Origin of the sequence: Streptomyces kebangsaanensis, from assembly GCF_001906585.1 — a bacterium.
Classification (GTDB): domain Bacteria; phylum Actinomycetota; class Actinomycetes; order Streptomycetales; family Streptomycetaceae; genus Streptomyces; species Streptomyces kebangsaanensis.
Map to the genome: position 1 here is coordinate 19,398 of NZ_JUJA01000155.1, position 24,089 is coordinate 43,486.

Consider the following 24,089-nt stretch of genomic DNA (forward strand, 5'->3'; position numbering starts at 1 on the left):
AGCCGCGTCGGAGGCATTGACCGAGGCGGAAGCAGCGGCAAACCGGCTGAGCCTTCGACTGAAAGACGAGGAGAAGCATCGCGCCGAGGCCGAAGCGCGTGCCCGTGCCGCCGAGGCCAAGTGGGAATCGGCCCAGGGGGAGCTCGAAGAGGCGGCTCAGCGCGTCGAGGCCATGTCACGTCAGGTGAGGCGGCGGGATGACGAGTTGAGACAGTCCCGGCAGACCGCGCGCGGAGCTTCGCAGGCGCAGTTGCGGCAGTCCAGGATCGACACGTTGCGCGTGCTTGCCGCGGTACTCGCCGAAGTCGCGGACCAAGCGGTCCACGAGGACGAGGAAACAGGGCCGGCGAACGCCCTGTACCGCAGAGCCTTGGCGCGCGCGGCAGCGGCCGGGGTGCTGGACATCGGAGCACCCGGAGAAGAGACGGATTACGACCCGGTGATTCACAGGGCCCCAGGTGGGCCGACGGCACGGGTGGTGGTGGAGCGGCCCGGCTTCGTATGGCAGGGCCCCCGTGAATCCGAGCCCGTCGTGCTGGAGCACGCCATTGTCCGCCGGGTCGAGCAGTAGGCAAGATCGTTGATTTTCGCTGCCGGGATCGAGACTCCGGCAGCCCGGGTCCATGGAGGACATCGGTGCAGCACGACAAGCCCTTGATCGGTATCGACTTCGGCACCGCGACCACCTTGGTGAGCCAGCGGCTCCCCGGCGGCTCGCCGGAGAATGTGCCGATCGGTCATGGTAGGGCCTGGATGCCGAGTGTGATCGCGGTCTCCGCCTCCGGGGAGCTTCTGTTCGGCGAAGGCGCGGAGACGTTGGCGGGCGCTTCGGCGTTGCGGTCGGTGAAACAGTGCATCACCTTCGATTCGGCGCCGGATGCACTGCGGGTCGAGGGGACGAACCGCACCGTCCGGTACACGGCGGATCTCCTGATCGAGCAGCTGTTGGAGCACGTGCTGCTGCGCGTCCGGGCTGCCGGAGCGGACACGGAAAACGCGCACTTCCGCCTTGCCTGCCCCGCCATCTGGGACGGACCGCAGCGCAGGCGACTCGCCGCTCTGGCCAAGGCCGCGGGCGTACCGGTGTCCGTCGGGGACATCGTCGACGAGCCGGTGGCCGCCGGGCTTGCCTGGTCGGAGGGTCTCTACTGGGAACTCGGCGAAGACCGGCCCGATGGAACCACGCTGGTCTTCGACTACGGAGGGGGCACCCTTGACATCGCTGTGGTCGAGGTCACCGAGTCGCTCCAGGACGGTGCCCCCGAGCTCACCGTGCTCTCGGCACGCGGTGTGGCCAGGGCCGGTGACGCGCTGGACCTCCGGATCGCCCAGGATCTGGAACAGGACTTGGAGGCCATGGGCATGCCGGTGGACCGGATGCCTGATCCCTCCACCCTCAGGGCGCTGCTCGTGGCAGCTGCCCGACGACTCAAGGTGCTGCTCTCCGACACACGGTACGACGAGCAGGCGGTTCCGGTCGGTGGCGGATACACTAATCTTCCGCTGCTCACCTACACGCGCCAACGGCTGGAGAAGGCGTTCCGGCCTCAGCTGAACGAGGCCTTGGAGTATGCCAGGGCCGCTTTGTGCGAAGCGCGGCTGCGCAGGCGCACGACGCCCGACATCGAGCGCCTGATCCGTATGCCACTGTCGGAGCTGGCGGCCGACGTGCAGCATGTGCTGCTCGCCGGTGGGATGTCTCAAGTGCCTCTGGTGCGTCAGGCATTCGAGGGGATGTTCCCCCATGCCCAGGTGGGGTTCGACAGAGCGCTGGAATCACCGGAACAGTCGGTTGTGACCGGCCTGGTGGTCCGCGACTACCACCGGCTCAACCTCCCCAGGCCTGGCTTCGACTTGGTGCTGGAATGGGAGGACTTCGACGGAGGCCGACGCAGCGAACTGCTCTATCCCGCCTTCCAGCCCCTCTATGCTCCGGACCAAGTGATGCGCCGCGAGGAGCTGGCCCATCACTGGAGAGGGACACCGGATGTCCGAAGGGTCACCAAAGCCCGGATCCGAGCGATGGCGGTGGACGGGGAACCGATGGACTTCTCCGTGGGAGGCAGCATGCTGCCGCACCTGCCCGTCGAACTCCACCCGAGGACCCTGTTCTCCCTCGCACTGAGGCTCAACGGCGAAATGGTCGTTCATGACTCCACCTCCCGGCCCATGACGTTCAGGGTGGAGAGGTGGCCCGTACTCCGGGCGGGAGAGCAGGGCGCGATCCGCCTGACGCCTGTGCGGAGGGGCGGCGAAGAACATTGGCGGCCATCCTTCACCGACATGTATTCCCACCCGTGGGAGTGAGGCATCGGCCGGTGGTCAGGGGCACACCCTGGCCACCGGCCGATGCACGTCAAGCTTCCTCGACCAGAACGAGGGCGACCGTCTCGGTGGACAGGCTGAAGCGGGAGTCCCGTTCCATCTGGGCCAGGAGGGCATCCCGCCGAGTCTCCAGGTAGGTCACCCTGCTCTCGTGAAGGCGGCGGATCGAGGGGTGGTCCACCTCGTGGGCGAGACGACGGGCCCGCTCGATCTTCACTTGGAACGTGTCCCTCACCGTCGCACGCCGACCTGCGGCAAACCGTGTGTTCTCGGCCTCGTAGAGCTGCTTGGTCGTGCGCTCCTGCGCGGCCGCAAGGGCCTGCACCTCTTCCAGGACCTCGGCGAGCGACGTACTGATATCGGCGGGCAACGGCTCGTTTACGTCGGTGAGTTCACCGCGAGCAAGAGAAGTCAGTAGTGCGGTCCCGACCTCGGGCACCTCCCGCATCGTCTGGATGTCGACTGCGGTGGTCCATAGTTCGCGGCGCGCACGTGTGCCGTCCGTACGCGCCAGCCGGACCTCCACCAGATGGCGGGAACCAGGCGGCAGACCAGGCAGCCGTACCCGTCCGTAGCGGAGGAGTCGCTCGGGATGCTGGTCGTACCACCACTGGGCGGTGCGTACCAGCGGATGGCGCACACTGAGCAACGGAACCCCACTCACCGACGAGGTGCTTGCGGTGAAGCAGGCGCGCATCGGTGAGCCACTCTTGAGCCTGGCCAGCAGACCGTCGCGGGGATGGGGAAAGACACCCGCGTCCATCGCCGCGTACATCGTCTTGAGCAGGTCGCTGCTGCCTGTGATGTCCACCAGGTCGTCTTCGGGAGGGACTTCGCGCAGCACGCCGTTCCCGCTGTCCGTGAGGAAGCATTCGACGAGTGCACGGATCTCCTTGGGCCCCAGGTAGCGCCCCCTGCCCGGACTGGTTTCGTCGAAGCCCTCGATGAGCAGGCCGTCCAGGCCGGTGAGAAGTGCCTGGGCATCGTTCAGGGTCTTCAGGTCCTTCTGTCGGTCCACCCGCGCTACTTCGATCCGGTCGACCTGACGGCGCCGCTCCTCCGGGGTGAGGCGAGGGTTGAGGACGATCCGGTGCAGTTCCTTGAGCCGCCCGCGCAGGATCGGTTCGAGTTCTCCGATGGAGTCCTGGAAGACTCCGATACGCGTGTAGAGGCGCTGGAAGATGTCGGTCTCGATGGTGCCAGGCACCTGCATGTTGAAGATGAAGATCTTCTCGTACTGCTGGCCGAACCGGTCGAGGCGCCCGATGCGCTGCTCGACCCGCATGGGGTTCCAGGGCAGGTCATAGTTGACCAGGACGTTGCAGAACTCGAAGTCCAGGCCCTCGCTGCCCACCTCGCTCACCAGGAGCAGGTCGAACTCGCCGGCACGGAAGTCCTTCATGATGCGTGCCCGATCGGTCGGGTGGACCTTTCCGTGCATCACCCGGACCTTGAATTCCGGGGTCAGCCTCTCCTGCAGGTACTCCAGGGTGCGGGTGAAGAAGGAGAAGACCATCGCCTGCCGCATGCCCTTGGCGCGGGCGCCTCGCAGCATTTCCGCGAACCGCTCGAACTTGGTGTCCACGGGGAGCTCCCGAAGCAAGGGGCGCAGCGCCGAGAGCTCGTCGGCCTGCTCCGCCAACTCGCGGGCAACCTTCTCGGGAGAAGTGACTGATCCCGAGACATTGTCGTTCAGTACATCCTCGGTGTCGTCGACGACCTCCGACTCGTAGAGAAGTTCCTCCACAGCCTCGTCCTCGGCCAATAGGAGCGAAAAACGCTCCCGTAGCCGCTGCTGCATGGCCGGGATGCAACTGGCCGCCTGTCGCAGCCACATCTGTGCGGCGAAGCCGGCGGCCGTGCCGCTGCGGGCCGCGCGCTTAAGACACCATGCGTGCAGGTCGTCGTAGAAGGCGCGCTCCTGCGGGGTCCAGCGGACTGCGATGTCCTCGGCCTCACGCAGAGCCTTGCGGTCGGGCGTATCGGCCTTGCGCGTGCGGTTGACGACACCCGCGAGGGCGTTGAGTTCGGCGATGCACCGCCGCGCCTCGGCGAATTGCTGAGGGGACGGCGGCGCGCCGGTGCTCAGGAGCTCCAGGAGGCGTTGGAACTCCGGTCGTTGAGCGGTGATCTTGCCGTACGCGGATGTCGGGACCCGCATGAGTCGGGAGCGCAGGGCTCGAGCGCCGTCCGGAGTGGCCGCGTTGCCTTTGGCGAGACCGACGGCCACCGCGTTCAGGTGGCGGTTGGGCTCGAGTTGGTTCTCGAAGACCTTGGGGTCCGGGAAGGACGACTCGTCGAGAAGGTGAACGAGGTTGTAGAGGTCCTGGTTGCCGAGGTTGAGCGGAGTGGCGGAGAGGAAGATCAGGGCGTCCGCCCAGTCGGCAAGCAAGGCTGCCGCGGCATGGCTTCGGCTGCTCGCGTTGCGCAGGTAGTGTGCCTCGTCCACGATCACGAGGTCGAACCGGGGCTGGAGTTCGGCAAGTTCATCGAGCTGTCCGGCCCGCCGGAGCCGCTCCAGAGACACCACCCCGGCGAACGGCTCGCTGGTGTCCCCACTGCGGAACAGCTCCACCAACTCCGCCATACCTTCTTTGTCGAGGACGCTCAGGCGCCGGTCGAAGCGATCGCGCATCTCGTTCTGCCACTTGGTGACAAGTGCGGCGGGACACACGACGAGTCCCCGGAAGTGCGTGCCACCGCGCCGTCCCGAGGTACGCCGCAGATGGGTACGCTGCTCCAACTCGTTCCAGATCAGACCGGCCTCGATGGTCTTGCCGAGACCGACTTCGTCCGCGATCAGCAGCCGCTGACGGTCCGAACTCATCAGCTTGAGTACGGGGCGGAACTGGTAGGGCCGAAACACCGTGCGGCTCGACTGATACGAGTACACGACATCCGTGAGCGGCGTGCTCAGCTTGGCGAGAGTGAGCGCGAGCGCGGTCCGGTCGGCGGGGGCGGGCGGCCGGAGAATCCAGTCCTCGGGATCTTTGGTATCGGGTGGAAGTGCCTCGAGATCCTCCTCGAAGGCCATGATTCGACGTCCGTTCGCGTCCTGCAACGTGTACTGGACGCTTCCGTCCCGCAGCAGTCGAGCCTTTATCACCGTGAGGGTTTGCGTGCCCGCCGCGAGTCGGACGAGGTCACCACGGACGAACTTGAACTCGGGCTCGGTTTCGTCCGGGGCAGTGGCACACCATTCCTGATACTGGAGGAGGGCCTGGTGGAGCATGTGATCGTCGTCTATGTCACGTAGGCGCTTCACCTGGGGAGGAACGGGAACATCACCGTTGCTCAGTGCGAACCCGGCGGAAACCCGGCCTTGTACTCGCGACTCAAAGACATAGATGCCACTGGGCAGCCTGCTCCGGGACGTGCTGTCGTGTGCTTGCGGCACGGGGCGCTGTCGTGCTGCGGGAACCGGGATCTGCCCGGAGTACTCCGGATCGTCGTAGAAGAAATGTTGCGCTGCGCTGAGCGCTTCCAAGGCTGTTGCTCTGGTCAGATCCCCCCAAGGGATGTACTGCAGGCGGAGCCGGTCGTCATCGAGCGGTACACCTGCCGCCGCTGGATGGTTTCCGTCCTTTGGCGTCGCTCTCTCCTTCACTCCATCCCCCTGTCCAACGGACACCGTGCCCAGGAACTCAAGCGGATCACCCCCCGCCGCCCTGGGGAGGCCGGTGCGACCAGGATTGTCTAACCGGCCAACGGAGGATGGGAATGATCTGCTGTCGGGCTGCTACATGGTGCCAAAACCCCCTCATGAAAGCAGGTTTGGCCAGAGTAAGACTACTTGGTGGCACTCGGTTGCCGTGTGTCCCCTCTGCGGAAGCTGTCATCACTTGTCGTCCTCTGCCTCGAGCTCTCCGAGCCGTCAGAGGAATCGAGGTCCACCGGCTTTATTCATGATGTCTTCACAGTCGAAACGCGCACCCCCGGCCGCCGGGTCGGTCCCGTACGGGCAGGGCTCCAGTCTCTGTACCGTGGCTATCCGATCGGAAGGTTCCTTACTTGGAGCACCAAGGTGGAGAGCGTGAGCACCCGCGGAGGAAGCCCGGAGAAGGACGGCACTGTGCAGATGCTCCTCGACGGGCAGCAGCGGGTGACCACCCTGTACGGAGTCATGCGGGGCCGCTCGCCTCGCTTTTCGAGGGCAGTCCGGCAGCTCTGACCGGCCTTCACTTCAGCCCGGAGACTGAGTCCTTCGAGTTCCACGCTCCGGCCAAGATGAAGGGCAATCTCCTCTGGGTTGACGTCACCACGCTCTTCCAGGGCGGGCTGGACACACTCCTGCCGTCCATCACCACACTGGCCGGAGACGACGCGTCACAGGTGACCTCCTACATCGAGCGTCTGAACCGCGTCACCCAGATCAAGGACCGCAGCATCCACATCGACGAGGTCACCGGTGAGGACATGACCATCGACGTCGCCGTGGATCTTCAACCGGGTGAACTCCGGGGGTAACAAGCTCTCCCAAGGCGATCTCGCGCTGGCGGCCATCCACGCGTCCTGGCCGCAGGCCTGTCCGACCATGAACGAGGCACTGAGGAACTGGTCGGACAGCGGATTCACCTTCAAGCTGGACTGGCTGCTGCGCAACGTCAACGCCGTCCTCACCGGTGAGGCGCAGTTCTCCAGACTGGCAGACGTGGATGTGGAGGCGTTCAAGACCGGGCTGAATCAGACCATCGAGTCGATCGGCTACCTCCTCAACGCGCTCAGCGGGCGTCACGCGGAGGCGTCGGGGTCCGACCGCGGAACGCACCCCACGGTGTAGGAGCCGGCCTCGTCCGCGGCCCGGTCGCCGTCGCGGGCGCGGATCGCCTCCACGAGCCGCGCGTGGTCCTGGTACTGCTCGGGACGCAACGCGTCGCGGAAGTGGTCCAGGAGTGACTCGCGGATCACCTCGCCGAGGTCCGCGTGCAGTTCGACCAGCACCATGTTGTGGGACGCGGCCACCACGGCCAGGTGGAACGCGGCGTCCGCGTTCACGAAGGCGACCCGGTCGCCGGACGACCATGCCTGCTCCCGCTGGGCCAGTGCGGCGTCGAGTCGCTGCAGGTCGTCCGGAGTGCGGCGGACGGCGGCCAGCCGGGCCGCCCGCGCCTCCAGGGCGCCGCGCACCTCGGTCACGTCCTCGGCGGCGGCCTCGGCGAAGCGGCCGCGCATGACCCCGGCCAGTTCACTGGTCGCCCGTACATAGGTGCCCGAGCCGTGCCGGATGTCCAGCAGCCCGGTGTACACAAGGGCCCGGACCGCCTCCCGCACCGTGTTGCGCGCCACTCCGAGCTGCTCGACCAGTTCCGGCTCGCTGGGGATGCGCGACCCCACCGGCCACGCCCCGGACGTGATCTGCCTCCGCAGCCGGGCGATCACCTGGTCGGACAGCGCTTCACGACGGACGCGTTCCAGAGTCATCCCGTGAGTCTACGTGGGACGCTGGACGTAGGCTCATCCCATGAGTCACGATGAGCGGCATGGCGAGCGATGAACTGACGGGCCGAGACACGCTCGTCGGAATGTCGAAGGGGATGCGCCGGCTGACGGTGGCGGCCCTCGTCCTGGCCGCGCTGAACCTGCGACCGGCCGTGACCAGCCTCGGCCCGGTGCTCCAAGAGGTCCGCGACTCGCTCGCCATGAGCGGTACCGTCGCCGGGCTGCTGACGTCGATCCCGGCCGCCTGCTTCGCGGTGGTCGGTTCGGCGGCACCGCGGTTGGCCCGTCGCTACGGCCCGAGCGGCGCCCTCGCGGTCGGCGGCCTGGTGCTGGCGTCAGGGCTCGCCCTGCGCCCGCTCGTCGCCGACACCGCCCTGTTCGTGTCGCTCAGTGCCTTCGCGCTCGCCGGGATCGCCATCGCCAACGTGCTGCTGCCGGCGGTGGTCAAGCAACGCTTCCCGGATCAGGTCGGCGCGATGACCGGGCTGTACTCCATGGCCCTGAACGCCGGCGCGTCCTCCGCCGCCGCCGTCACCGTGCCGCTGACCGAGGCGTTCGGCGGCGACTGGCGGTACGGACTCGGGGCCTGGGCCGCGCTGGCGGTGACGGCCGTACCGCCCTGGCTCGCCCTCGCCCGTCGCCGCGACCGGGCCGCCGGTCCCGGGGCAGGCGCGTCGGAGCAGAAGGCGGCGGCAGGCCCTCCCCTCACCCGCGACCCGACCGCATGGGCACTCACCGCCTATTTCGGCCTCCAGGCCGGCTCCGCCTACATCATCATCGGATGGCTGGCGCAGATCTTCCGGGACGCGGGCCTGTCGGCCGGGACCGCCGGTCTGCTGTTCTCCGTGACCTCGCTGCTCGGCGTCCCGCTGTCCTTCGCGCTGTCCGCCGTGGCCGGGCGGCTGCCCGGCCAGAGCGGGATCGCGGCCGCCATCGGTGTGTGCGGCCTGGCCGGCTACGCCGGACTGTGGGGGGCGCCCACCGCCGCCCCCTGGTTGTGGGCCGTGCTCCTCGGCGTCGCCAACTGTTCCTTCCCACTGGCCCTGACGATGATCGGCATGCGGGGCAGGGACAGTTCCACCGTCGCTCGCCTGTCCGGGTTCGTGCAGGGCTTCGGATACCTGCTCTCGATCCCCGGACCGATCGTCGTCGGTGCCCTCTACCAGCACTCCGACGGCTGGCGGACGCCGCTGGCCTTCGTCATGCTGCTGACGCTGGCGCAGATCGGAGCCGGCCTGCTGGCCGGCCGTGACCGCCAGATCGGCTGACGACGCGTCGTCGGGAAACCCGCGGACCGGAGGCGCCGTCGCGCGCGTCGACCGGTGGACACCGTACGGGCGAGTGGTCTTGAGAAAAGCGGGCGACCCTTTTCACCTGGGGCGGTAAAAATAACGGCGGAAATCCGGCTCTTCCAGAGGCCTGGCACCCCATGGTCCGGGAAGCCGACGCACGAGGCGGGCCAGGGCCGACCGCACCCCGACTCGTTCCCGTCGGCCCGCCATGGACGGATCCCGGTTCCACCCCGTACACGCGACCAATGTTGCGTTGCACCGAACGGGTGACTTCCGATCCCGCAACCTTCGGCGGAACCGGGATGAACGAGTTGTTCCCACCTCCAGTGCCTTCAGGTACCGCCGAAGCCTGTCTTAACAGATGGGTGCCCCGCGAAGAAGACGCGTATCGACGAGGTGTCAATATTCCTTGGTTCGTCGGCTTTTCTTTCATTTTCCTTTCGAACCCCTCGCCCGTCGGGCTGGATTCACGACGTGACTCCGCCTGGGGCCGCCGTAGCGTACGCAATGGGATATCCGGCCTTTCCTCCGACGCACCCGCCGGGATGTTCAGCCGAAACTGATGGGCTCCGGCTCGGCGTTCAGTCCGTGGCGAGGTCGTCCGGAGCGGACCGGGCGAGGTCGGCCAAAGTGGCAAGAGCCCAGGAAAGGGTGCTGGAAGCGGGGGAGGCCAGGCCCAGGCGGACGGCGTTCGGCACCCGATGGCGGCCGACGGAGAACGCCGCGGCCGGGGTCACCCCGATGCCGTGCCGCGCGGCGGCGGCGACGAAGGTATCGGCGCGCCAGGGATGAGGCAGTTCCCACCAGCGGTAGTACGAGCGGGGGTCGCCCTGGGTCACGAAGTCACCGAGGTGACGCTGGGCGATCTCCTGCCGCTGCCCGGCCTGCTGCCGCTTGGCCCGCACGATCGCCGGCACGCTGCCGTCCGCCTGCCACTGGGACATCGCCTCCAGCGCGAAGCGCATAGGGGCCCAGCCCCCCGAACGCAGGGAGACCGAGATGCCGTTGGCGACGGCCTCCGGGGCCACCACGATCCCGAGGGACAGTCCCGGGGAGAGCCGCTTGGACAGGCTGTCCACGAGGACCGTCCGCTCGGGCGCGCGGGCCGCGAGCGAGGGCGGGCCGTCGCAGAGGAAGGACCAGACGCCGTCCTCGATCGCGTGGATCCCCAGCTCCGTCAGCACGTGCGCCAGCCGGTCCAGCCGCTCCTCGGGCATGGTGAGCGACAGCGGGTTGTGCAGGGCCGGCTGAACGTAGACCGCGTGCAGCGGCCCGGCGCGGTGCGCCTCCTCGACGGCCTCGGGGACCAGTCCCGCCTCGTCCATGGCCAGCGGCACCAGGGTGACCCCGAGCCGGGCGGCGATGGCCTTCAGCACCGGGTAGGTCAGCTCCTCGACACCCAGCCGCGTGCCCGGTGGCGCCAGCGCGGCGACGACGGCCGAGATCGCCTGCCGACCGCTTCCCGCGAACAGCACGCGTGCCGGATCAGGACGCCAGCCGCCACGCGTCAGCAGGTCGGCCGCGGCGTCACGTGCGGTGGGCGTGCCGACCGGGCCGGTCGGCCGCAGGGCGGACTCCAGGACGTCGGGGCGCAGCAGTCGGCCCAGTCCGGCGGCGAGCAGTTCGGCCTGTTCGGGTACCACCGGGTAGTTGAGCTCCAGGTCCACCCGGCCCTCCGAGGGGCCGGCCGGGGAAGGGGAGGGCGTGCCGGGAGCGGCGCACACGAAGGTGCCACGGCCCACTTCGCCGACGGTGAGGCCCCGGCGGGCGAGCTCCTGGTAGACGCGGGTGGCGGTGGAGGCGGCGATGCCGTGCTGCCGGGCGAAGTCCCGCTGCGGCGGAAGCCGGTCGCCCGCCTTGAGCCGGCCCGTCCTGATCTCCTCGGCCACCGCGTCGGCGACGCTTTGGTAGTTCTTCACGATGCCCTCCTCCCGAGCACACCGTATCCAAGCAGCCAGATTGCACCGAGGGTGATGCTGAGTCAACTTTCCTATTGAGCCGAGTGTGGATCCGAAATACACTCGCCATCGCCCCGAGCGTGGCACGTGTTGTTCAGGGGGGCGCTCGGCAGGGTCAGAGAACACTCCGCAGGAAAGGCGGTCACGCCACGGTGAACATCGCGGCACGCACGTTACTGGGCCCACCTCGCCTTCCGCTGCCCCGGTGCAGTCGCTGCACCTTCACCTCCTGTCCCTATGACCGGCGCGAGGCCGCGGACCTGCTCCTGGGGTACGCGGCGCGCTGGCGGCGAGTGCTGGCCGGCCCCGGGACCACGCGGCGTTGCGGCGGAGCGCCCGCGTGGTCGGTGCTGGAACACGGCTGCCACGTACGCGACATGTGCCTGTTGTTCCGTCAGCGGATCGACACAATGCTCGGAATGGCTTCGCCGATTGCACCGAGTTCCGGAGCTTCGGAACCCCCGCCGCGCTACCGCGACGAGGACGCACTGAGGGTTGCCGAGGAGCTGGGCCGGGCCGCCGAGGCCCTGGCCGACCGCCTGGCGGCTCTCACCGCCGACGAATGGGAGTACGCGGACCCCCGCCTCCCCGACCCGAGGCCCACCGTCGACCTCCTCACCCGCCACCTGCTGCACGACATCTGCCACAGCCTCTCCGAGGTCCTGCGCGGCGGCCGCGAGCACGGCTCGACCACAGGGGCGGCACACCGACGGAACGAGAAGAAGGCAGCGGGTGGCCATGGTTGAGACAAGCGGAGTCATCGGCGTCGCGCTGGTGGCCCTGGGAATGGTGCTCACGCCCGGCCCGAACATGATCTATCTCGTCTCCCGGAGCATCACCCAGGGGCGGCGCGCCGGCGTCATATCCCTGGGGGGCGTCGCCGTCGGTTTCCTGGTCTATCTGGTGGTCACCAACCTCGGCCTGTCGGTCGTCTTCATCGCGGTGCCCGAGCTGTACGTCGCCGTGAAGCTGGCCGGCGCCGTCTACCTCGGCTACCTCGCCTGGAGCGCGCTGAAGCCGGGCGGCATCTCCGTCTTCGCTCCTCAGGAGATCCCGCCCGACCCCCCGCGCAAGCTGTTCACGATGGGTCTGATGACGAATCTCCTCAACCCGAAGATCGCCATCATGTACCTCTCGCTCATCCCTCAGTTCCTCGCTCCGGAGGCGAGCAACGTGCTGCTCCAGGGCATCCTGCTCGGCTCCGTCCAGATCGTGGTGGCCCTCACCGTCAACCTGGCCATCGTGCTGGCGGCCGGCACCATCTCCGGCTTCCTCGCCCGCCGCCCCTCCTGGCTGAAGGTGCAGCGCTACCTGATGGGAACGGCGCTCGGTGCGCTGGCCGTCGCGCTCGCCGTCGACACCTCGACGCCGACCGCTCCGCACTGATCCCGGTCGGCCGCGGTCAGGAGGCCGGCGTGTTCCTGGAGGGAGCGGACGCCGACGTCGCCGTGGTGGAGGGCGTCGATGCCCTGGACCGCCGGGGCCAGGGCCTGGACCGTGGTCAGGCAGGGCAGGGAGCGGGCCACGGCTGCGGCACGGTCACGTCCCCGACCGGGACCTCCGCCTTCGCCCCACACCGCGCCCAACGGCATTGTCGTGCGCGTCGAGGTCACCGACATCCGCGCCCGGACGGGCCGGACGAGGCCGCGCGGACGGAGTACGTGTTTCCGACACGGCCTCAGCGGTGAGCCGTCCATCCGGATCGCGTCACGCGCAGGGGGATGGCGCCGAGCCCCCGGCCCGTGCCGACCCCACGCAGCGGATCCGGGAGAGGCTGCCGTCGGCAGAGCGGCGTCGAACGAAGAGGGCCGGCCCGCGCGGCAGCGAGAAGGCCGGCGTGCGCGAGTTGACCATGGACGTGCCGTCGACGATTCCGTGCAGTCCACGGACCAGGCGCAGGCCCGAGGCCTGGCCCGTGGTCTTTCCGGGTGGTCGACCCGGCGGGCGGTTCAGTGGCAGGTGAAGGACTTGTTGGCCTTGCTCGTGCTCAGGGTGCAGGTCTGGCCCCTCACAGCACCGGTCGGGTCGCGGAAGACGAGGGACCAGGTGGTGCCGGTGTCGCGCAGCTCCGCGTAGCCGAACACCCCGATCCCTCCGGGAGGGTTCTGTTCCTGGGTGATCGACTGGTTGACGGGCTGGGGCGGCGTGCCGATCGCCTTGCCGACGACCTTCGTGTCGTCCGGGCCGTTGTCCAGAGGCCCGCCCGAGGAGCCCACGGTCAGCTGGGGCGGCCGGGCGGTGTTGAAGTCGAGCATTTGGTAGATGTGGATGTGTCCCGACAGGACCAGCCGCACGTTCTCGCGCAGCGCGTGCAGGTTGGTGCCGGCGACGGCGGCGTCGAGGACGGGTGTCGCCCACTCCACCGTGCCGGGCATGGTGCCGGCCGCCTTCACCATCCACAGCGGTTTGTGCGTGAAGAGGAAGTAGTCCTGGTTGGCGTGCTGCGGCTGCCCCGCGTCCTGGTTCACAGTGTTGAACTGCTGGGTGAAGAGGGCCCTGTTCGCCAGACTTCCGTTGTTGTCCGGGTCGGCGCTCGAGGAGTCCACGGAGACGAGGTTCAGGGTGCCGGCGCGGAGGAACGCGGGCGGGCTGAAGACGCTGCAGCTGCCGTTGCTGCGGAGGTCGTCCGCGAGGTAGCGGAACCACGCCCCGCCCGCGCCGCCCTGCCCCGTCGGGTTGCAGTCCTCGTGGTTGCCCCGGGTCAGCGCGACGGGCGCCTTGGCCAGCAGTGCTTCGGCGGGCCGGAAGAAGTCGGCGACGACACAGTCCCACCGGGCCGCGTCGGCGGACGTCCGGCAGCCCGGGTTCGCCGCCTTGTCGTTCTCCCTGGCGGGGTCGTCCCGGTAGAGGTAGTCGCCGACGTGGATCACGAGATCCGGGTTCCCGTTGGCCAGGCTGGTCGCGATCCGGCCGAAGGGCCAGCCGGTCGCGCAGTTCTGGACGGGACCCGACTTCGGGACGCTGCAGCCGGTGTCGCCGATGACCCCGATCCTGCCGGGACGCGTCGTCGGCGTCCACTTCGGCAGGGGCAGCTGCCCGTTCGCGGGGTGCAGCGCGGCCGCCTGGACCGTCGACTGCTCGAGCACCGCGGCGGAGGCCGTCAGGGGCACCCCCAACTCGCACACGGTGGTGGGGAACTGCAGCCCCATGGGGGTGCTCACCCGGTGCATCGGGAACGGGTTCCTGGCCCCCCCGAGGGTGTAGCGCACGGTGGGACAGCTCTGGCTGGTGTCCGTGGACACGTAGCGGATCTGGGTGCCGCGGCTGGTCAGCTGGGTCCACGCCCAGGCCTCACCGTTGGGCGCCGACCCCGGTGGGGTGGTCGGTTTCGGTGGAGCGGTCGGCCCAGGAGGCCGTGGCCCCGTACCGCCGGCGGCGGGCCGGTCAGGGACGGCACCCGCCGAGACCGCCGTGGCCAGGACACCCACCGCGGCGAGGGCCACGATCCGGGGCAGCATCGTTTTCACGTTTCTCCGTTCGGTTGACGACGACCGGCGGATCACGTCGCCGGTGATCACCCCGGCATCGTCACCGACGGTGTTGTCCCGTCCCCCACGACACGACGCGGGCGAACGGCTGAGAGAACCTGAACGGAGTGGGAGCTTTCCCGGCTCTCCCGGTGCCCCGGTGCTTCCGGCTCTCCCGGTGCCCCGGTGCTCCCGGTCCTCAGTCGGGGCGGGTGATGACGAACATGAAGCAGCCCCACGCGATGTTGCGGCTGTGGAGCTGCGCCACGTCCGGCTCGGCGAGCAGGTCGGCGATCACCTTCTCCGGAGCCTGGCCGTCGTGCACCGTGGTCGCGTCGTGGATCCAGCCGCGCCCGTCGTACGCCCGCAGCACCTGCGGCCGTCCCCGCCAGTCCGGCGGATAGCCGGTGATGCCGACGGGGCCGGCGCAGGGTTCGGCATGAGCGAGTACGGCTCCGACCTCCCGGTAGGGGCCGGCCGGCAGTGGCGGCTGATAACCGAAGAGAAGCAGCTCGTCGCCGGACTCGGCGTCGCGCAGGCAGCACCGGAGGGGTTCGCCTCCCTCGGCGGTGATGTGCTCGGCGCGATGGCCCAAGGCGTCGACTCCACTCGCCCGCACGCTGTTCAGCGCCTCGGCGGGAAGTGCGTGGATGCGGAATGCCGCGGTCGAAGTAACGGTCATGGACCCAGACTTCCGCTTCCGCGCGTTTCACACCGGCGGATATCCGACGTCGTCGTCGCGCTGTCATCGGACGTCCTGCCGGTATCACCCTTCCGAGCGACACCCCCTGTCAACACGGGCCGCCGGAGTCACCGCGGTTCCTGGACCAGCGCGAACCGCGCGCCCTCCGGATCGGTCACCGTGGCCACCCGGCCGTGGGCCGAGTCCCGCGCCGGAGTGAGCACCCGGCCGCCGAGAGCGGTGAGCCGTTCGAGCGCGCCGTCCACGTCGGTGACCTGGAAGTACGTCAGCCAGTGCGGGCCCCGGTCGCGAGGCAGGGCGCGGCCCGCACCGTGCACCCCGGCGACCGGGCGCCCGTCCAGGTGCAGGGTCACGTGGTCGAAGCCGTCGGACTCCGCCGCCTTCCCCTCGTAGCCGAACAGCGTTTCGTAGAACTTGACGACCCTCTCCGTCTCGAAGGTCACCAGCTCGTTCCACACCGGGGTGCCGGGCACGCCGGCGATACGCGTACCCGGGTGCGCGGCGGCCTGCCGGACGCCGAACACCGCGCCCGACGGGTCCGATCCGATCACCAGGCGCCCGGAGTCGTCGGCGTCCAGCGGACCCACCCCGATCGTGCCGCAGCACAGGCGTACCGTTTCAGCCGTCAGATCCACGTCGTCCGAAGCGAGATACGGCGTCCAGGCGGCGGGCAGGTGCCGGTTCGACGGCAGTTGCCCGATGCCCGCCACCTCGTGACCGTCCAGCAGAGCCCGTACGGAGGGGCCCGACCGGCGGGGGCCCGGCTGTAACTCCCAGCCGAAGAGCTTCGCGTAGAAGGCCTGAGCGGCGGCCATGTCACGGACCATCAGGCTCACCCAGCACAGTGTGCCGGGCGTGTACCGGGTGTGCGCCCGGCCGTTCGGGCTGTCCGGGCTGTCCGGGCTGTTCGGGCCGGTCGGCTCCGGTACCTCGGTCATTGTCACTCATCTCCCGGCCCAAGGATGTCGGTCGGCTGTACGCCGTGTGTCCGATCCCGTACGCCTCGTGATCGGACCTGTCCGGCGCGCAGAGTAGCCGGACTCGGACGACGCGGCCACCCCGTGCGCAAGGATGGTCACCATGAACGCCATCATCTCCGCACCCGATCTCGCCGGCGCCCTGTCCGGACCGCGGCCGCCGGTGCTGCTCGACATCCGCTGGCAGCTCAGCGTGGCCAAGGCGGCCGGCGAGCCGCTCTTCGACGGGCGCGCCGCCTACGAGGCCGGGCACATCCCCGGCGCCGTCTTCGTGGACCTGGACCGCGAACTGGCCTCGGCGCCGGGCGGGAACGGCCGCCATCCGCTGCCCGACCTGGAGGTCTTCGGCGCCGCGATGCGCCGCGCCGGGGTGTCCGCGGACCGGCCGGTCGTCGTCTACGACGGCGGGCAGGGCTGGGCGGCGGCCCGCGCCTGGTGGCTGCTGCGCTGGGCCGGGCATCCCGACGTACGGGTCCTGGACGGGGGTCTGGCGGCCTGGGAGGGCCCCCTCCGGACCGCCGCCGTGCCCGAGCCGGCCGAGGGCGACTTCTCGCCGGTGCCGGGCGCGTTGCCGCTCCTCGACGCCGACGCGGCCGGGGCGTTGGCGCGCTCCGGAGTGCTGTTCGACGCGCGCGCGGGGGAGCGGTACCGGGGCGAGGTGGAGCCGATCGACCGGGTGGGCGGACACATCCCGGGCGCGGTGTCCGCGCCCACGGCCGAGAACACCGGCCCGGACGGGCGCTTCCTGCCCGCCGAGGAACTCGCGGCCCGGTTCAGGGCGCTGGGGGCGGCCGAAGGCAGGGAGGTCGGCGTCTACTGCGGCTCGGGCGTCTCCGCGGCCCACGAGGTGCTGGCACTGGCCGTCGCGGGAATCCCGGCGGCGCTGTACGTCGGCTCCTGGTCGGAGTGGTCGTCGGACCCGTCCCGCCCCGTCGCGGTGGGTCCGGACCCGCAGTGACCACCCGCCGGCCGTGTCCTCGCACCCGGCCCTGCGCGGGCCGTGCCCCGTCCGTTGTGACGTCACGGCCGTCTCGAGGCGCCCGGAACGGCCCCTTCGTCGCATTCGCCGGGGTCACGGGCGGTCAAGGGGGCCGGGACGGGTGACGCTCCGTCACTTCGGTGGGGTGACGTCCCGTCATGGCGGAGCGGGCCGCGCCCACCGGCCCGGCCCCCCGCCTCCTGTGGTCCTGCTACTCCTGCTTCTTGCGGCGTGTGCCGAACACGATCTCGTCCCAGCTCGGGACCGCGGCCCGGCGGCCGGGGCGGACGCCGTCCGCCTCCGCCTGGCGGTCGGTGGCGCCGATCAGGCGGTCGCGGTGGCTGCTGACGGAGCGCGGCATGAGGACGTCGGCGTAGGCCGACCCCGCGGAGGCCGCGGGGGCCGGGGGCTCCTCCACCTCCGGTTCCTGCGCGGGCTCCTCCAGGGGGTCCGGTGCCCGCTCGGGCACCACCAGGTCGCCGCGGAAGCTCGGCACCGCCTCCAGCAGGCTGGTCAGCGAGTCGCGCTCGCCCGTGCTCTCCTCGGCCGGCTCGGGGGCCTGCGCGGGCAGCATCGGACGGTCGCGGTCCCGGTCGTAGGAGCGCTCGCGCGGCAGACGCGCGATGCGCGGCACGAACGGAAAGGTGGGCTCCGGGGCGCCGAGGTCGTCGGACTCGCCGATCAGGGCGCGCGCCTCGTCGTCGACGGCCTGCACCAGCCGGCGCGGCGGGTCGTACGTCCAGCTCGCCGAGTGCGGTTCGCCCGCGACCCGGTAGACCAGCAGTACTTCCCACGTGCCGTCGTCGCGCCGCCAGGAGTCCCACTGGACGGTGTCCTTCTCGGCGCCGCGCAGCGTCAGCCGCTCCTGGACGGCCTCGCCGAGCAGCGGTCCGGAGTTCTCGCCGGGGCGGCGGACCGGGGTCTTGCGGGCCCGCTCGGCCATGAAGGCGCGCTCGGCGAGTACGGGACCCTCGAAGCGCCGTACCCGGTCGACGGGGATGCCGGCGAGCTGGGCGACCTCTTCGGCGGACGCGCCGGCTCGTATCCGCGCCTGGATGTCGCGGGGGCGGAGATGGCTCTCCACCTCGATCTCGATCTGGCCGAGGCGGGGACGGTCGCCGCGCACGGCGGCGCGGAGCCGTTCGTCGATCGGAAGCGTGTACTCCGTGCTGTCCGCAGCCTTCAGCACCAGCCGTGTGCCGTCGTTGGAGACGGCCACGACACGCAGTTCGGGCATGGGGACCTCCCGGGTGGTGCCTGCCGACGTCACGTGCGTCGCTGCTTCCGCTAGTCGAGTGTGGCCTGCCCGGGTGCAGCCTGCCACAACCTTGCCGAGTTGCCCGGCGTGTCGGGCGCGGGCCCTGGATCGCCGTTATGGCACGGTTACCTGTTGACAACGCTAAGTGACCAACTCCGTCACCCTGTGCAACCAGCCCCCTCCCGGCGGTCCAGCAAGGCCGCGGACACCCCGAAGGGAGGCCGGGCCCAGGGCTCACAACGGTACTCCATTTGGACCATGTGCGTGGATGGGCGCGCCGCCCAACTTCTGGTGAGGGGCGGCGTTCGGCCGCCCCTTGCCGGTTTTTCGATCATGAACGTGGCGTACTTCACGGAATCACCGGAAACGGAACCAATGGTTTCGCCCGTACGTCCCTTTCTTGTGCAGTCGGTCGATCACCTACGAAAGGTGCGGCCATGTACGCATGTACGGCAGAGGCAGGCAAGGTCCGGGAATGCGCGAAAGGTCCGACGGCGGTGGTGGGGCGAGTGCGGGGAAGGAGGTGAGGAGACGGCGGATCGACCTGACCGTCCCTCAGGTCGCGGGCAGCGCCGTCGCGGCGGTGGTGGCCGCGAAGCTCGCCTCCTACTTCGGCGTCTACGGCACGATCCTCGGGGCCGGTGTCGTCAGTGTCGTCGCCACCTGCGGCGGCCCGGTCTTCCAGCACTTCTTCCGGCGCACCGGCGAGCAGTTGCGCGAGAAGGCCGCCGCCAGGCCGGCCGCCGCGTCCGTCCCCGCCGGCCGGACCCCGCCGCCGCTCGGCGAGTTCACCGAGGGGACCGTCCACCGCGCCCGCGTCAAGAGCTGGAAGCGGCCCGTGCTCGCGGCCGCCCTCGTCTTCGGGGCCACCATGGCCGGCATCACCGCGTACGAACTGGTGTCGGGCAACACCTTCGGCGGTGGCGGGGGAACGACGGTCGGCGACGCCGTGACCGGCCGCCGTACCCCTGCCTCGCAGGAGCCGGGCGACCCGGCGCCCACCTCCTCTCCGACGCGGACCCCCTGGACCGGGACCGACACGGGGACACCGCGGGGCGGCACCGACTCCGGCCGCACGGGCGGCGGTACGGGGACGAGCCCGACGCCGGCACCGGACCCCACGGGGAGTGCGGGGAGCACGGGAGGCACGGAGAGTACGGGCACCGGGAGCGCCGGGGCGGACACCCCGGCCGGCACCGGCACCACCACCCCGGCCCCCACCGCGACCGCTACGCCCCCAGCACCCGCCGCAAGTAGTCGTTCTGGAACAGGCGCTGGGGATCCAGCCGGTCCCGCAGCGCCGTGAACTCGGCGAAGCGCGGGTAGACCCCGGCGAAGTAGGCGGCGTCCCGCGTGTGGAGCTTCCCCCAGTGCGGCCGGCCCCCGTGCGCGGTGAAGACGCGCTCGGCGGCGGTGAAGTACCGCTGGTAGGGAGTGCCCCGGAACATGTGGACCGCCACGTACGCGCTGTCGCGGCCCGAAGCGGTGGACAGGGTGATGTCGTCGGCCGGCGCGGTGCGCACCTCCACCGGGAAGCTCACCCGCAGACCGGAGCGGTCGACCATCGCCTTCAGTTCGCGCAGCGTGTCCACCAGGGCCGCGCGCGGGACGGCGTACTCCATCTCCACGAAGCGCACCCGGCGCGGGGAGGTGAAGACCTTGTAGGGGATGTCGGTGTACGTCCGCGCGGACAGCGCCCGGCTGGAGATCCTCGCGATCACCGGGATCGTGGCGGGCACCGCGCGACCCACCCAGTTGGCCACCTGGAAGACGCCGTTGGAGAGGAACTCGTCCTCGAACCAGCCGGACAGCCGCCCCACCGGCTCCTCCGGTCCGGCGCTGCGGTTGTTGCGCTTGGTGTTGGTGTTGCCGGTGTGCGGGAACCAGTAGAACTCGAAGTGCTCGTTCTCCGCCCAGAGCCGGTCGAACTCCGCGAGCACCCGCTCGAACGCCATCGGCTCCTCGCGCGCGGTGAGCAGGAAGACGGGTTCGACGGCGAAGGTGATCGCCGTGACGATCCCGAGGGCACCCAGCCCGATGCGCGCGGCCGCGAAGACCTCGGGGTTCTCCTCCTCCGAGCAGGTGAGCACCGAGCCGTCCGCCGTGACCAGCTCCAGCCCCTTGATCTGGGCGGCGATCGAGGCCGACTCGCGCCCCGTGCCGTGGGTGCCGGTGCTGGTCGCCCCGGACACCGTCTGCTCCATGATGTCGCCCATGTTGGTGAGCGACAGACCCTCGCGCGCGAGAGCGGCATTGAGTCTCTTGAGCGGAGTACCGGCCTCCACGGTGACCGTCATGGCGTCACGGTCGATCCCGCGTATGCCGGTCAGCAGGTCAGGGCGGATCATGACACCGTCCGTCGCCGCGATGGACGTGAACGAGTGACCGGTGCCGACGGCCTTCACCCTCAGGCCGTCCTCGGCGGCCCTCCGTACGGCCGCCGCCAGCTCCTCCACGGAGGCCGGCGTGACCTCGCGCGCGGGGCGCGCGCCGACGTTGCCGCCCCAGTTACGCCACGTGCCGTTCCTCGTGCTCGTTGTGCTGCCCAACGGAGCCTCCCCGACCCGGAGCCGGCCTGCTGAGCCGGCGGTACCCGAGGAAACCGACCGCGACCGCGACGGCCCCGGACACCACCGGAACCCCGTACCCGGCCCGCGCACCGGCCGCGTCGATCACCCAGCCGGCCGCCGAGGAGCCGAGCGCCACCCCGACCGCCAGCCCGGTGCTCACCCAGGTCATGCCCTCGGTCAGCTGCGCGCGTGGTACGTGCTCTTCGACGAGGGCCATCGTCGTGATCATCGTGGGAGCGACGGACAGGCCCGCAACGAACAGCGCCACGGCCAGAAACGGCAGGTTCCCGACCAGTAGGAGGGGGATCATACTCACGGCCATCGTGCAGATGCCCAGCAGCCAGCGGCGGGCGGGCGGCCCCGCGAAGCGCAGCAGCCCGAACACGACTCCCGCCGTGCAGGACCCCGCCGCGTACAGCGCGAGGACGACGCTCGCGGCGCCCTTGTGACCCCGCTCGTCGGCGAAGGCCACCGTGACCACGTCCACCGCCCCGAAGATCGTCCCGGTCGCCACGAACGTGGACACCAGCACCCGCAGCCCACGCGCGCGCATGGCCGAACCGCCGCCGCGCTGCTCGCGCGGGTGCGGCTCGGGCTCGGTGGCGCGCTGCGCGGTCAGCCAGAACACTCCCACCGCCAGGAAGCAGGCGGCCAGCAGCGGCCCCGCCTCCGGGAACCAGGCCGTCGACAGCCCGATGGAGACGATCGGCCCGAAGACGAAGCAGGCCTCGTCCACCACCGACTCGAACGAGTAAGCGGTGTGCAGCTGCGGGGTCCCCCGGTACAGGGCCGCCCAGCGCGCGCGGACCATCGCGCCCAGGCTCGGCACCGAGCCGATCCCGGCGGCGCACACGAACAGCACCCAGTCCGGCCACCGGAAGGTCACGGCGAGCAGCAGCCCCGCCGCGGCGGTCAGCGAGACGAGCGTCGCGGGCCGCAGCACCCGGCGCTGCCCGTACTGGTCGACCAGCCGGGATATCTGCGGCCCGATGGCGGCGGCGGCCAGCGCGATGGTGGCCGACAGCGCGCCCGCGAGCCCGTAGCGCCCGGTGAGCTGGGAGATCATCGTCACCACGCCGATGCCCATCATCGACAGGGGCATCCGGCCGATGAACCCCGCGGCGGAGAAGCTCTTGGAGCCAGGGACGGCGAACAGGGCAAGGTAGGGGCTGGGCACAGGATCTCCGGGAATCCGGTAAGGCGTGAAGAAAGTTGACACAGCTTACAAGTGCGCTGCTCCCCGTGCGGGTCGGGATCCCGGCCGTCAGGAGGAGATGGCAGGATCGAGACATGTCTGACGTGCTCGATCCCACCCCGTACGACGCCCTGCTCCTGCTCTCGTTCGGCGGCCCCGAGGGGCCGGACGACGTGATCCCGTTCCTGGAGAACGTGACGCGCGGGCGCGGCATCCCCACCGAGCGCCTGAAGGAGGTCGGCGAGCACTACTTCCTGTTCGGAGGGGTCAGCCCCATCAACGAACAGAACCGCGACCTGCTGGCAGCCCTCCGCAAGGACTTCGCCGACCACGGCCTGGACCTGCCGGTCTACTGGGGCAACCGCAACTGGGCGCCCTACCTCACCGACACCCTGCGGGACATGGTCCGCGACGGCCACCGCCGCATCCTGGTCCTCGCCACCAGCGCCTACGCCTCCTACTCCGGCTGCCGCCAGTACCGCGAGAACCTCGCGGACTCCCTGGCCACCCTGCGGGCCGAGGGCCTGGAGCTGCCGGAGGTCGACAAGCTGCGGCACTACTTCAACCACCCCGGCTTCCTCGAGCCCATGATCGACGGCGTGATCGAGTCCCTCGCCGACCTCCCCGAGGACGTCCGCGACGGCGCGCACATCGCCTTCTGCACCCACTCGATCCCGAACTCCGCCGCGGACACCTCCGGCCCGGTCGAGGAGCACGGCGACGGCGGAGCGTACGTCCGCCAGCACCTGGACGTGTCCCGGCTGATCGCCGACGCCGTCCGCGAGCGCACCGGCGTCGACCACCCCTGGCAGCTCGTCTACCAGTCCCGCTCCGGCGCCCCGCACATCCCGTGGCTCGAGCCCGACATCTGCGACCACCTCGAGGAGCGGCACGCGGCCGGCGTCCCGGCGGTCGTCATGGCGCCCATCGGCTTCGTCTCCGACCACATGGAGGTCATCTACGACCTCGACACCGAGGCCAAGGCCAAGGCCGACGAGCTGGGCCTGCCGGTGCGCCGCTCGGCCACCGTCGGCGCCGACCCGCGGTTCGCCGCCGCCATCCGCGACCTGGTCGTGGAACGCGCCGCCACCGAACGCGGGCAGCAGGTCACGCCGTGCGCCCTGGGCGCCCTCGGCCCGAGCCACAACCTCTGCCCGGTGGGCTGCTGCCCGGCCCGCGCGCCCCGCCCCGCCGCCGCGGGCGCCGACAGCCCCTACGCGTGAGGAGCCCCGTGACCGACGCCCTGCACACGGAACTGCTGCAGCTCGCCCTCCAGGCCGCCGTACGCGCCGGTGAGCTGCTGCGCGACGGCCGCCCCGCCGACCTCGCGGTGGCCGCCACCAAGTCCAGCCCGATCGACATCGTCACCGAGATGGACATCGCGGCCGAGAAGCTGATCACCGGCCTGATCGCCGACCGGCGCCCCGACGACGGCTTCCTCGGCGAGGAGGGCGCCGCCACGGAGGGCACGAGCGGCATCCGCTGGGTGATAGACCCGCTCGACGGCACGGTGAACTACCTCTACTCCCTGCCGACCTGGGCCGTGTCCATCGCGGCCGAACAGGACGGCGAGGTCGTCGTGGGCGTCGTGGCCGCCCCGATGCGCGGCGAGACCTTCCGCGCCATACGCGGCCGCGGCGCCTGGGCCACCGGCAGCTGGGCCGGCGAACGCAAGCTCGCCTGCCGCTCCGCACCGCCGCTGGACCAGGCCCTGGTCGCCACCGGGTTCAACTACGTCACCGAGGTCCGCGCCCACCAGGCCGACGTCGCCCGCCGACTGATCCCGCGACTGCGCGACATCCGGCGCAGCGGATCGGCCGCGGTGGACCTCTGCGACCTGGCGGCCGGCCGTCTGGACGGCTACTACGAGCGCGGCCTGAACCCCTGGGACTTCGCCGCGGGCGACCTGATCGCCAGAGAGGCGGG

The 24,089-nt window shown here is 70.3% G+C and carries 20 protein-coding genes and 2 pseudogenes; 12 read left to right on the forward strand and 10 right to left on the reverse strand.

Going from position 1 to position 24,089, the window contains the following annotated elements; all coding sequences use genetic code 11:
* Both RH94_RS40900 and RH94_RS25815 read left to right on the forward strand, forming a co-directional pair.
* On the forward strand, positions 1-571 hold a 571-nt coding region (locus RH94_RS40900), incomplete at its 5' end, for a hypothetical protein (RefSeq protein WP_407697353.1).
* Between the two features lie 65 nt (positions 572-636).
* Positions 637-2,307: an Hsp70 family protein gene (locus RH94_RS25815; protein WP_073950395.1), complete on the forward strand. Its 1,671-nt coding sequence runs from the start codon at positions 637-639 to the stop codon at positions 2,305-2,307.
* A 49-nt stretch (positions 2,308-2,356) separates the two neighbouring features.
* On the opposite strand, the gene RH94_RS25820 is transcribed toward RH94_RS25815, so the two are convergent.
* Positions 2,357-5,932, reverse strand: a complete 3,576-nt coding sequence (locus tag RH94_RS25820) for a helicase-related protein (RefSeq protein WP_158073094.1) — start codon at positions 5,930-5,932, stop codon at positions 2,357-2,359.
* A gap of 207 nt (positions 5,933-6,139) precedes the next feature.
* Between RH94_RS25820 and RH94_RS46205 the strand changes: the two genes are divergently transcribed.
* Genes RH94_RS46205 through RH94_RS25835 form a run of 3 tightly spaced genes read left to right on the forward strand, consistent with a single transcriptional unit; the run spans position 6,140 to position 7,105 of the window.
* On the forward strand, positions 6,140-6,496 hold the full coding sequence (locus tag RH94_RS46205) for a GmrSD restriction endonuclease domain-containing protein (protein WP_073950399.1): 357 nt from the start codon (positions 6,140-6,142) through the stop codon (positions 6,494-6,496).
* Between the two features lie 56 nt (positions 6,497-6,552).
* On the forward strand, positions 6,553-6,792 hold the full coding sequence (locus tag RH94_RS25830) for a hypothetical protein (RefSeq protein WP_073950401.1): 240 nt from the start codon (positions 6,553-6,555) through the stop codon (positions 6,790-6,792).
* On the forward strand, positions 6,776-7,105 hold the full coding sequence (locus tag RH94_RS25835) for a hypothetical protein (RefSeq protein ID WP_073950403.1): 330 nt from the start codon (positions 6,776-6,778) through the stop codon (positions 7,103-7,105). The genes RH94_RS25830 and RH94_RS25835 overlap by 17 nt, the downstream gene beginning before the upstream one ends.
* Here RH94_RS25835 and RH94_RS25840 read toward each other — a convergent pair.
* Entirely contained in the window at positions 7,057-7,746 is a 690-nt protein-coding gene (locus RH94_RS25840) for a FadR/GntR family transcriptional regulator (protein ID WP_073950405.1), read from the reverse strand. The genes RH94_RS25835 and RH94_RS25840 overlap by 49 nt on opposite strands.
* Before the next feature lie 59 nt (positions 7,747-7,805).
* Here RH94_RS25840 and RH94_RS25845 point away from each other — a divergent pair, with 59 nt between their 5' ends.
* Positions 7,806-9,032 carry a CynX/NimT family MFS transporter gene (locus RH94_RS25845; RefSeq protein ID WP_073950533.1) on the forward strand — a complete coding sequence of 409 codons (1,227 nt, stop codon included), beginning with the start codon at positions 7,806-7,808 and terminating at the stop codon, positions 9,030-9,032.
* Between the two features lie 605 nt (positions 9,033-9,637).
* Here RH94_RS25845 and RH94_RS25850 read toward each other — a convergent pair.
* Positions 9,638-10,975: an aminotransferase-like domain-containing protein gene (locus RH94_RS25850; protein WP_073950407.1), complete on the reverse strand. Its 1,338-nt coding sequence runs from the start codon at positions 10,973-10,975 to the stop codon at positions 9,638-9,640.
* 458 nt (positions 10,976-11,433) lie between these two features.
* Between RH94_RS25850 and RH94_RS25855 the strand changes: the two genes are divergently transcribed.
* Positions 11,434-11,760, forward strand: coding sequence for a hypothetical protein (locus RH94_RS25855; RefSeq protein ID WP_143204079.1), 327 nt, complete (start codon positions 11,434-11,436; stop codon positions 11,758-11,760).
* Entirely contained in the window at positions 11,753-12,400 is a 648-nt protein-coding gene (locus RH94_RS25860; RefSeq protein WP_073950535.1) for a LysE family translocator, read from the forward strand. Before RH94_RS25855 ends, RH94_RS25860 begins: the two co-directional genes overlap by 8 nt.
* On the opposite strand, the pseudogene RH94_RS25865 reads toward RH94_RS25860, so the two are convergent.
* From RH94_RS25865 to RH94_RS25880, 4 genes and pseudogenes are all read right to left on the reverse strand, one after another.
* Positions 12,322-12,552: pseudogene (locus RH94_RS25865) on the reverse strand (hypothetical protein); the annotation flags it as partial. The gene RH94_RS25860 and the pseudogene RH94_RS25865 overlap by 79 nt on opposite strands.
* Before the next feature lie 411 nt (positions 12,553-12,963).
* The gene (locus tag RH94_RS25870) at positions 12,964-14,472 is read right to left on the reverse strand and encodes a metallophosphoesterase family protein (RefSeq protein WP_234426062.1); all 1,509 of its coding nucleotides are present in this window, start codon (positions 14,470-14,472) and stop codon (positions 12,964-12,966) included.
* Positions 14,473-14,680: 208 nt separating this feature from the next.
* Positions 14,681-15,163 carry a DUF1203 domain-containing protein gene (locus RH94_RS25875; RefSeq protein WP_073950411.1) on the reverse strand — a complete coding sequence of 161 codons (483 nt, stop codon included), beginning with the start codon at positions 15,161-15,163 and terminating at the stop codon, positions 14,681-14,683.
* Positions 15,164-15,291: 128 nt separating this feature from the next.
* On the reverse strand, positions 15,292-16,122 hold the full coding sequence (locus tag RH94_RS25880) for a VOC family protein (RefSeq protein ID WP_073950413.1): 831 nt from the start codon (positions 16,120-16,122) through the stop codon (positions 15,292-15,294).
* A 142-nt stretch (positions 16,123-16,264) separates the two neighbouring features.
* Between RH94_RS25880 and RH94_RS25885 the strand changes: the two genes are divergently transcribed.
* Positions 16,265-17,119 (forward strand): sulfurtransferase, encoded by an 855-nt coding sequence (locus RH94_RS25885; RefSeq protein ID WP_073950414.1) that lies wholly within the window; start codon positions 16,265-16,267, stop codon positions 17,117-17,119.
* Positions 17,120-17,351: 232 nt separating this feature from the next.
* Here RH94_RS25885 and sepH read toward each other — a convergent pair whose 3' ends face one another.
* Positions 17,352-18,377, reverse strand: coding sequence for a septation protein SepH (gene sepH, locus RH94_RS25890; protein WP_073950416.1), 1,026 nt, complete (start codon positions 18,375-18,377; stop codon positions 17,352-17,354).
* A 496-nt stretch (positions 18,378-18,873) separates the two neighbouring features.
* Here sepH and RH94_RS25895 point away from each other — a divergent pair, with 496 nt between their 5' ends.
* Positions 18,874-19,704: a hypothetical protein gene (locus RH94_RS25895; RefSeq protein WP_073950418.1), complete on the forward strand. Its 831-nt coding sequence runs from the start codon at positions 18,874-18,876 to the stop codon at positions 19,702-19,704.
* Here the strand turns inward: RH94_RS25895 and RH94_RS25900 are convergent.
* Both RH94_RS25900 and RH94_RS25905 read right to left on the reverse strand, forming a co-directional pair.
* Positions 19,628-20,947: a D-arabinono-1,4-lactone oxidase gene (locus tag RH94_RS25900; RefSeq protein WP_073950420.1), complete on the reverse strand. Its 1,320-nt coding sequence runs from the start codon at positions 20,945-20,947 to the stop codon at positions 19,628-19,630. The genes RH94_RS25895 and RH94_RS25900 overlap by 77 nt on opposite strands.
* Positions 20,907-22,145: an MFS transporter gene (locus RH94_RS25905; RefSeq protein WP_073950422.1), complete on the reverse strand. Its 1,239-nt coding sequence runs from the start codon at positions 22,143-22,145 to the stop codon at positions 20,907-20,909. The genes RH94_RS25900 and RH94_RS25905 overlap by 41 nt, the downstream gene beginning before the upstream one ends.
* A gap of 113 nt (positions 22,146-22,258) precedes the next feature.
* Here RH94_RS25905 and RH94_RS25910 point away from each other — a divergent pair, with 113 nt between their 5' ends.
* Together RH94_RS25910 and RH94_RS25915 are read left to right on the forward strand one after the other, a co-directional pair.
* Positions 22,259-23,386: a ferrochelatase gene (locus RH94_RS25910; RefSeq protein ID WP_073950424.1), complete on the forward strand. Its 1,128-nt coding sequence runs from the start codon at positions 22,259-22,261 to the stop codon at positions 23,384-23,386.
* Positions 23,387-23,394: 8 nt separating this feature from the next.
* Positions 23,395-24,089 (forward strand): annotated as a pseudogene (locus RH94_RS25915) (inositol monophosphatase family protein); the annotation flags it as partial.

Coding starts and splice junctions, on each gene's coding strand:
- RH94_RS25870 (WP_234426062.1), bottom strand. CDS start 14,472: ATGCTGCCCCGGATCGTGGCCCTCGCCGCGGTGGGTGTCCTGGCCACG.
- RH94_RS25880 (WP_073950413.1), bottom strand. CDS start 16,122: ATGACCGAGGTACCGGAGCCGACCGGCCCGAACAGCCCGGACAGCCCG.
- RH94_RS25875 (WP_073950411.1), bottom strand. CDS start 15,163: ATGACCGTTACTTCGACCGCGGCATTCCGCATCCACGCACTTCCCGCC.
- RH94_RS25830 (WP_073950401.1), top strand. CDS start 6,553: ATGAAGGGCAATCTCCTCTGGGTTGACGTCACCACGCTCTTCCAGGGC.
- RH94_RS25855 (WP_143204079.1), top strand. CDS start 11,434: ATGGCTTCGCCGATTGCACCGAGTTCCGGAGCTTCGGAACCCCCGCCG.
- RH94_RS25885 (WP_073950414.1), top strand. CDS start 16,265: ATGAACGCCATCATCTCCGCACCCGATCTCGCCGGCGCCCTGTCCGGA.
- RH94_RS25845 (WP_073950533.1), top strand. CDS start 7,806: ATGGCGAGCGATGAACTGACGGGCCGAGACACGCTCGTCGGAATGTCG.
- RH94_RS25840 (WP_073950405.1), bottom strand. CDS start 7,746: ATGACTCTGGAACGCGTCCGTCGTGAAGCGCTGTCCGACCAGGTGATC.
- RH94_RS25910 (WP_073950424.1), top strand. CDS start 22,259: ATGTCTGACGTGCTCGATCCCACCCCGTACGACGCCCTGCTCCTGCTC.
- sepH (WP_073950416.1), bottom strand. CDS start 18,377: ATGCCCGAACTGCGTGTCGTGGCCGTCTCCAACGACGGCACACGGCTG.
- RH94_RS25895 (WP_073950418.1), top strand. CDS start 18,874: ATGCGCGAAAGGTCCGACGGCGGTGGTGGGGCGAGTGCGGGGAAGGAG.
- RH94_RS25860 (WP_073950535.1), top strand. CDS start 11,753: ATGGTTGAGACAAGCGGAGTCATCGGCGTCGCGCTGGTGGCCCTGGGA.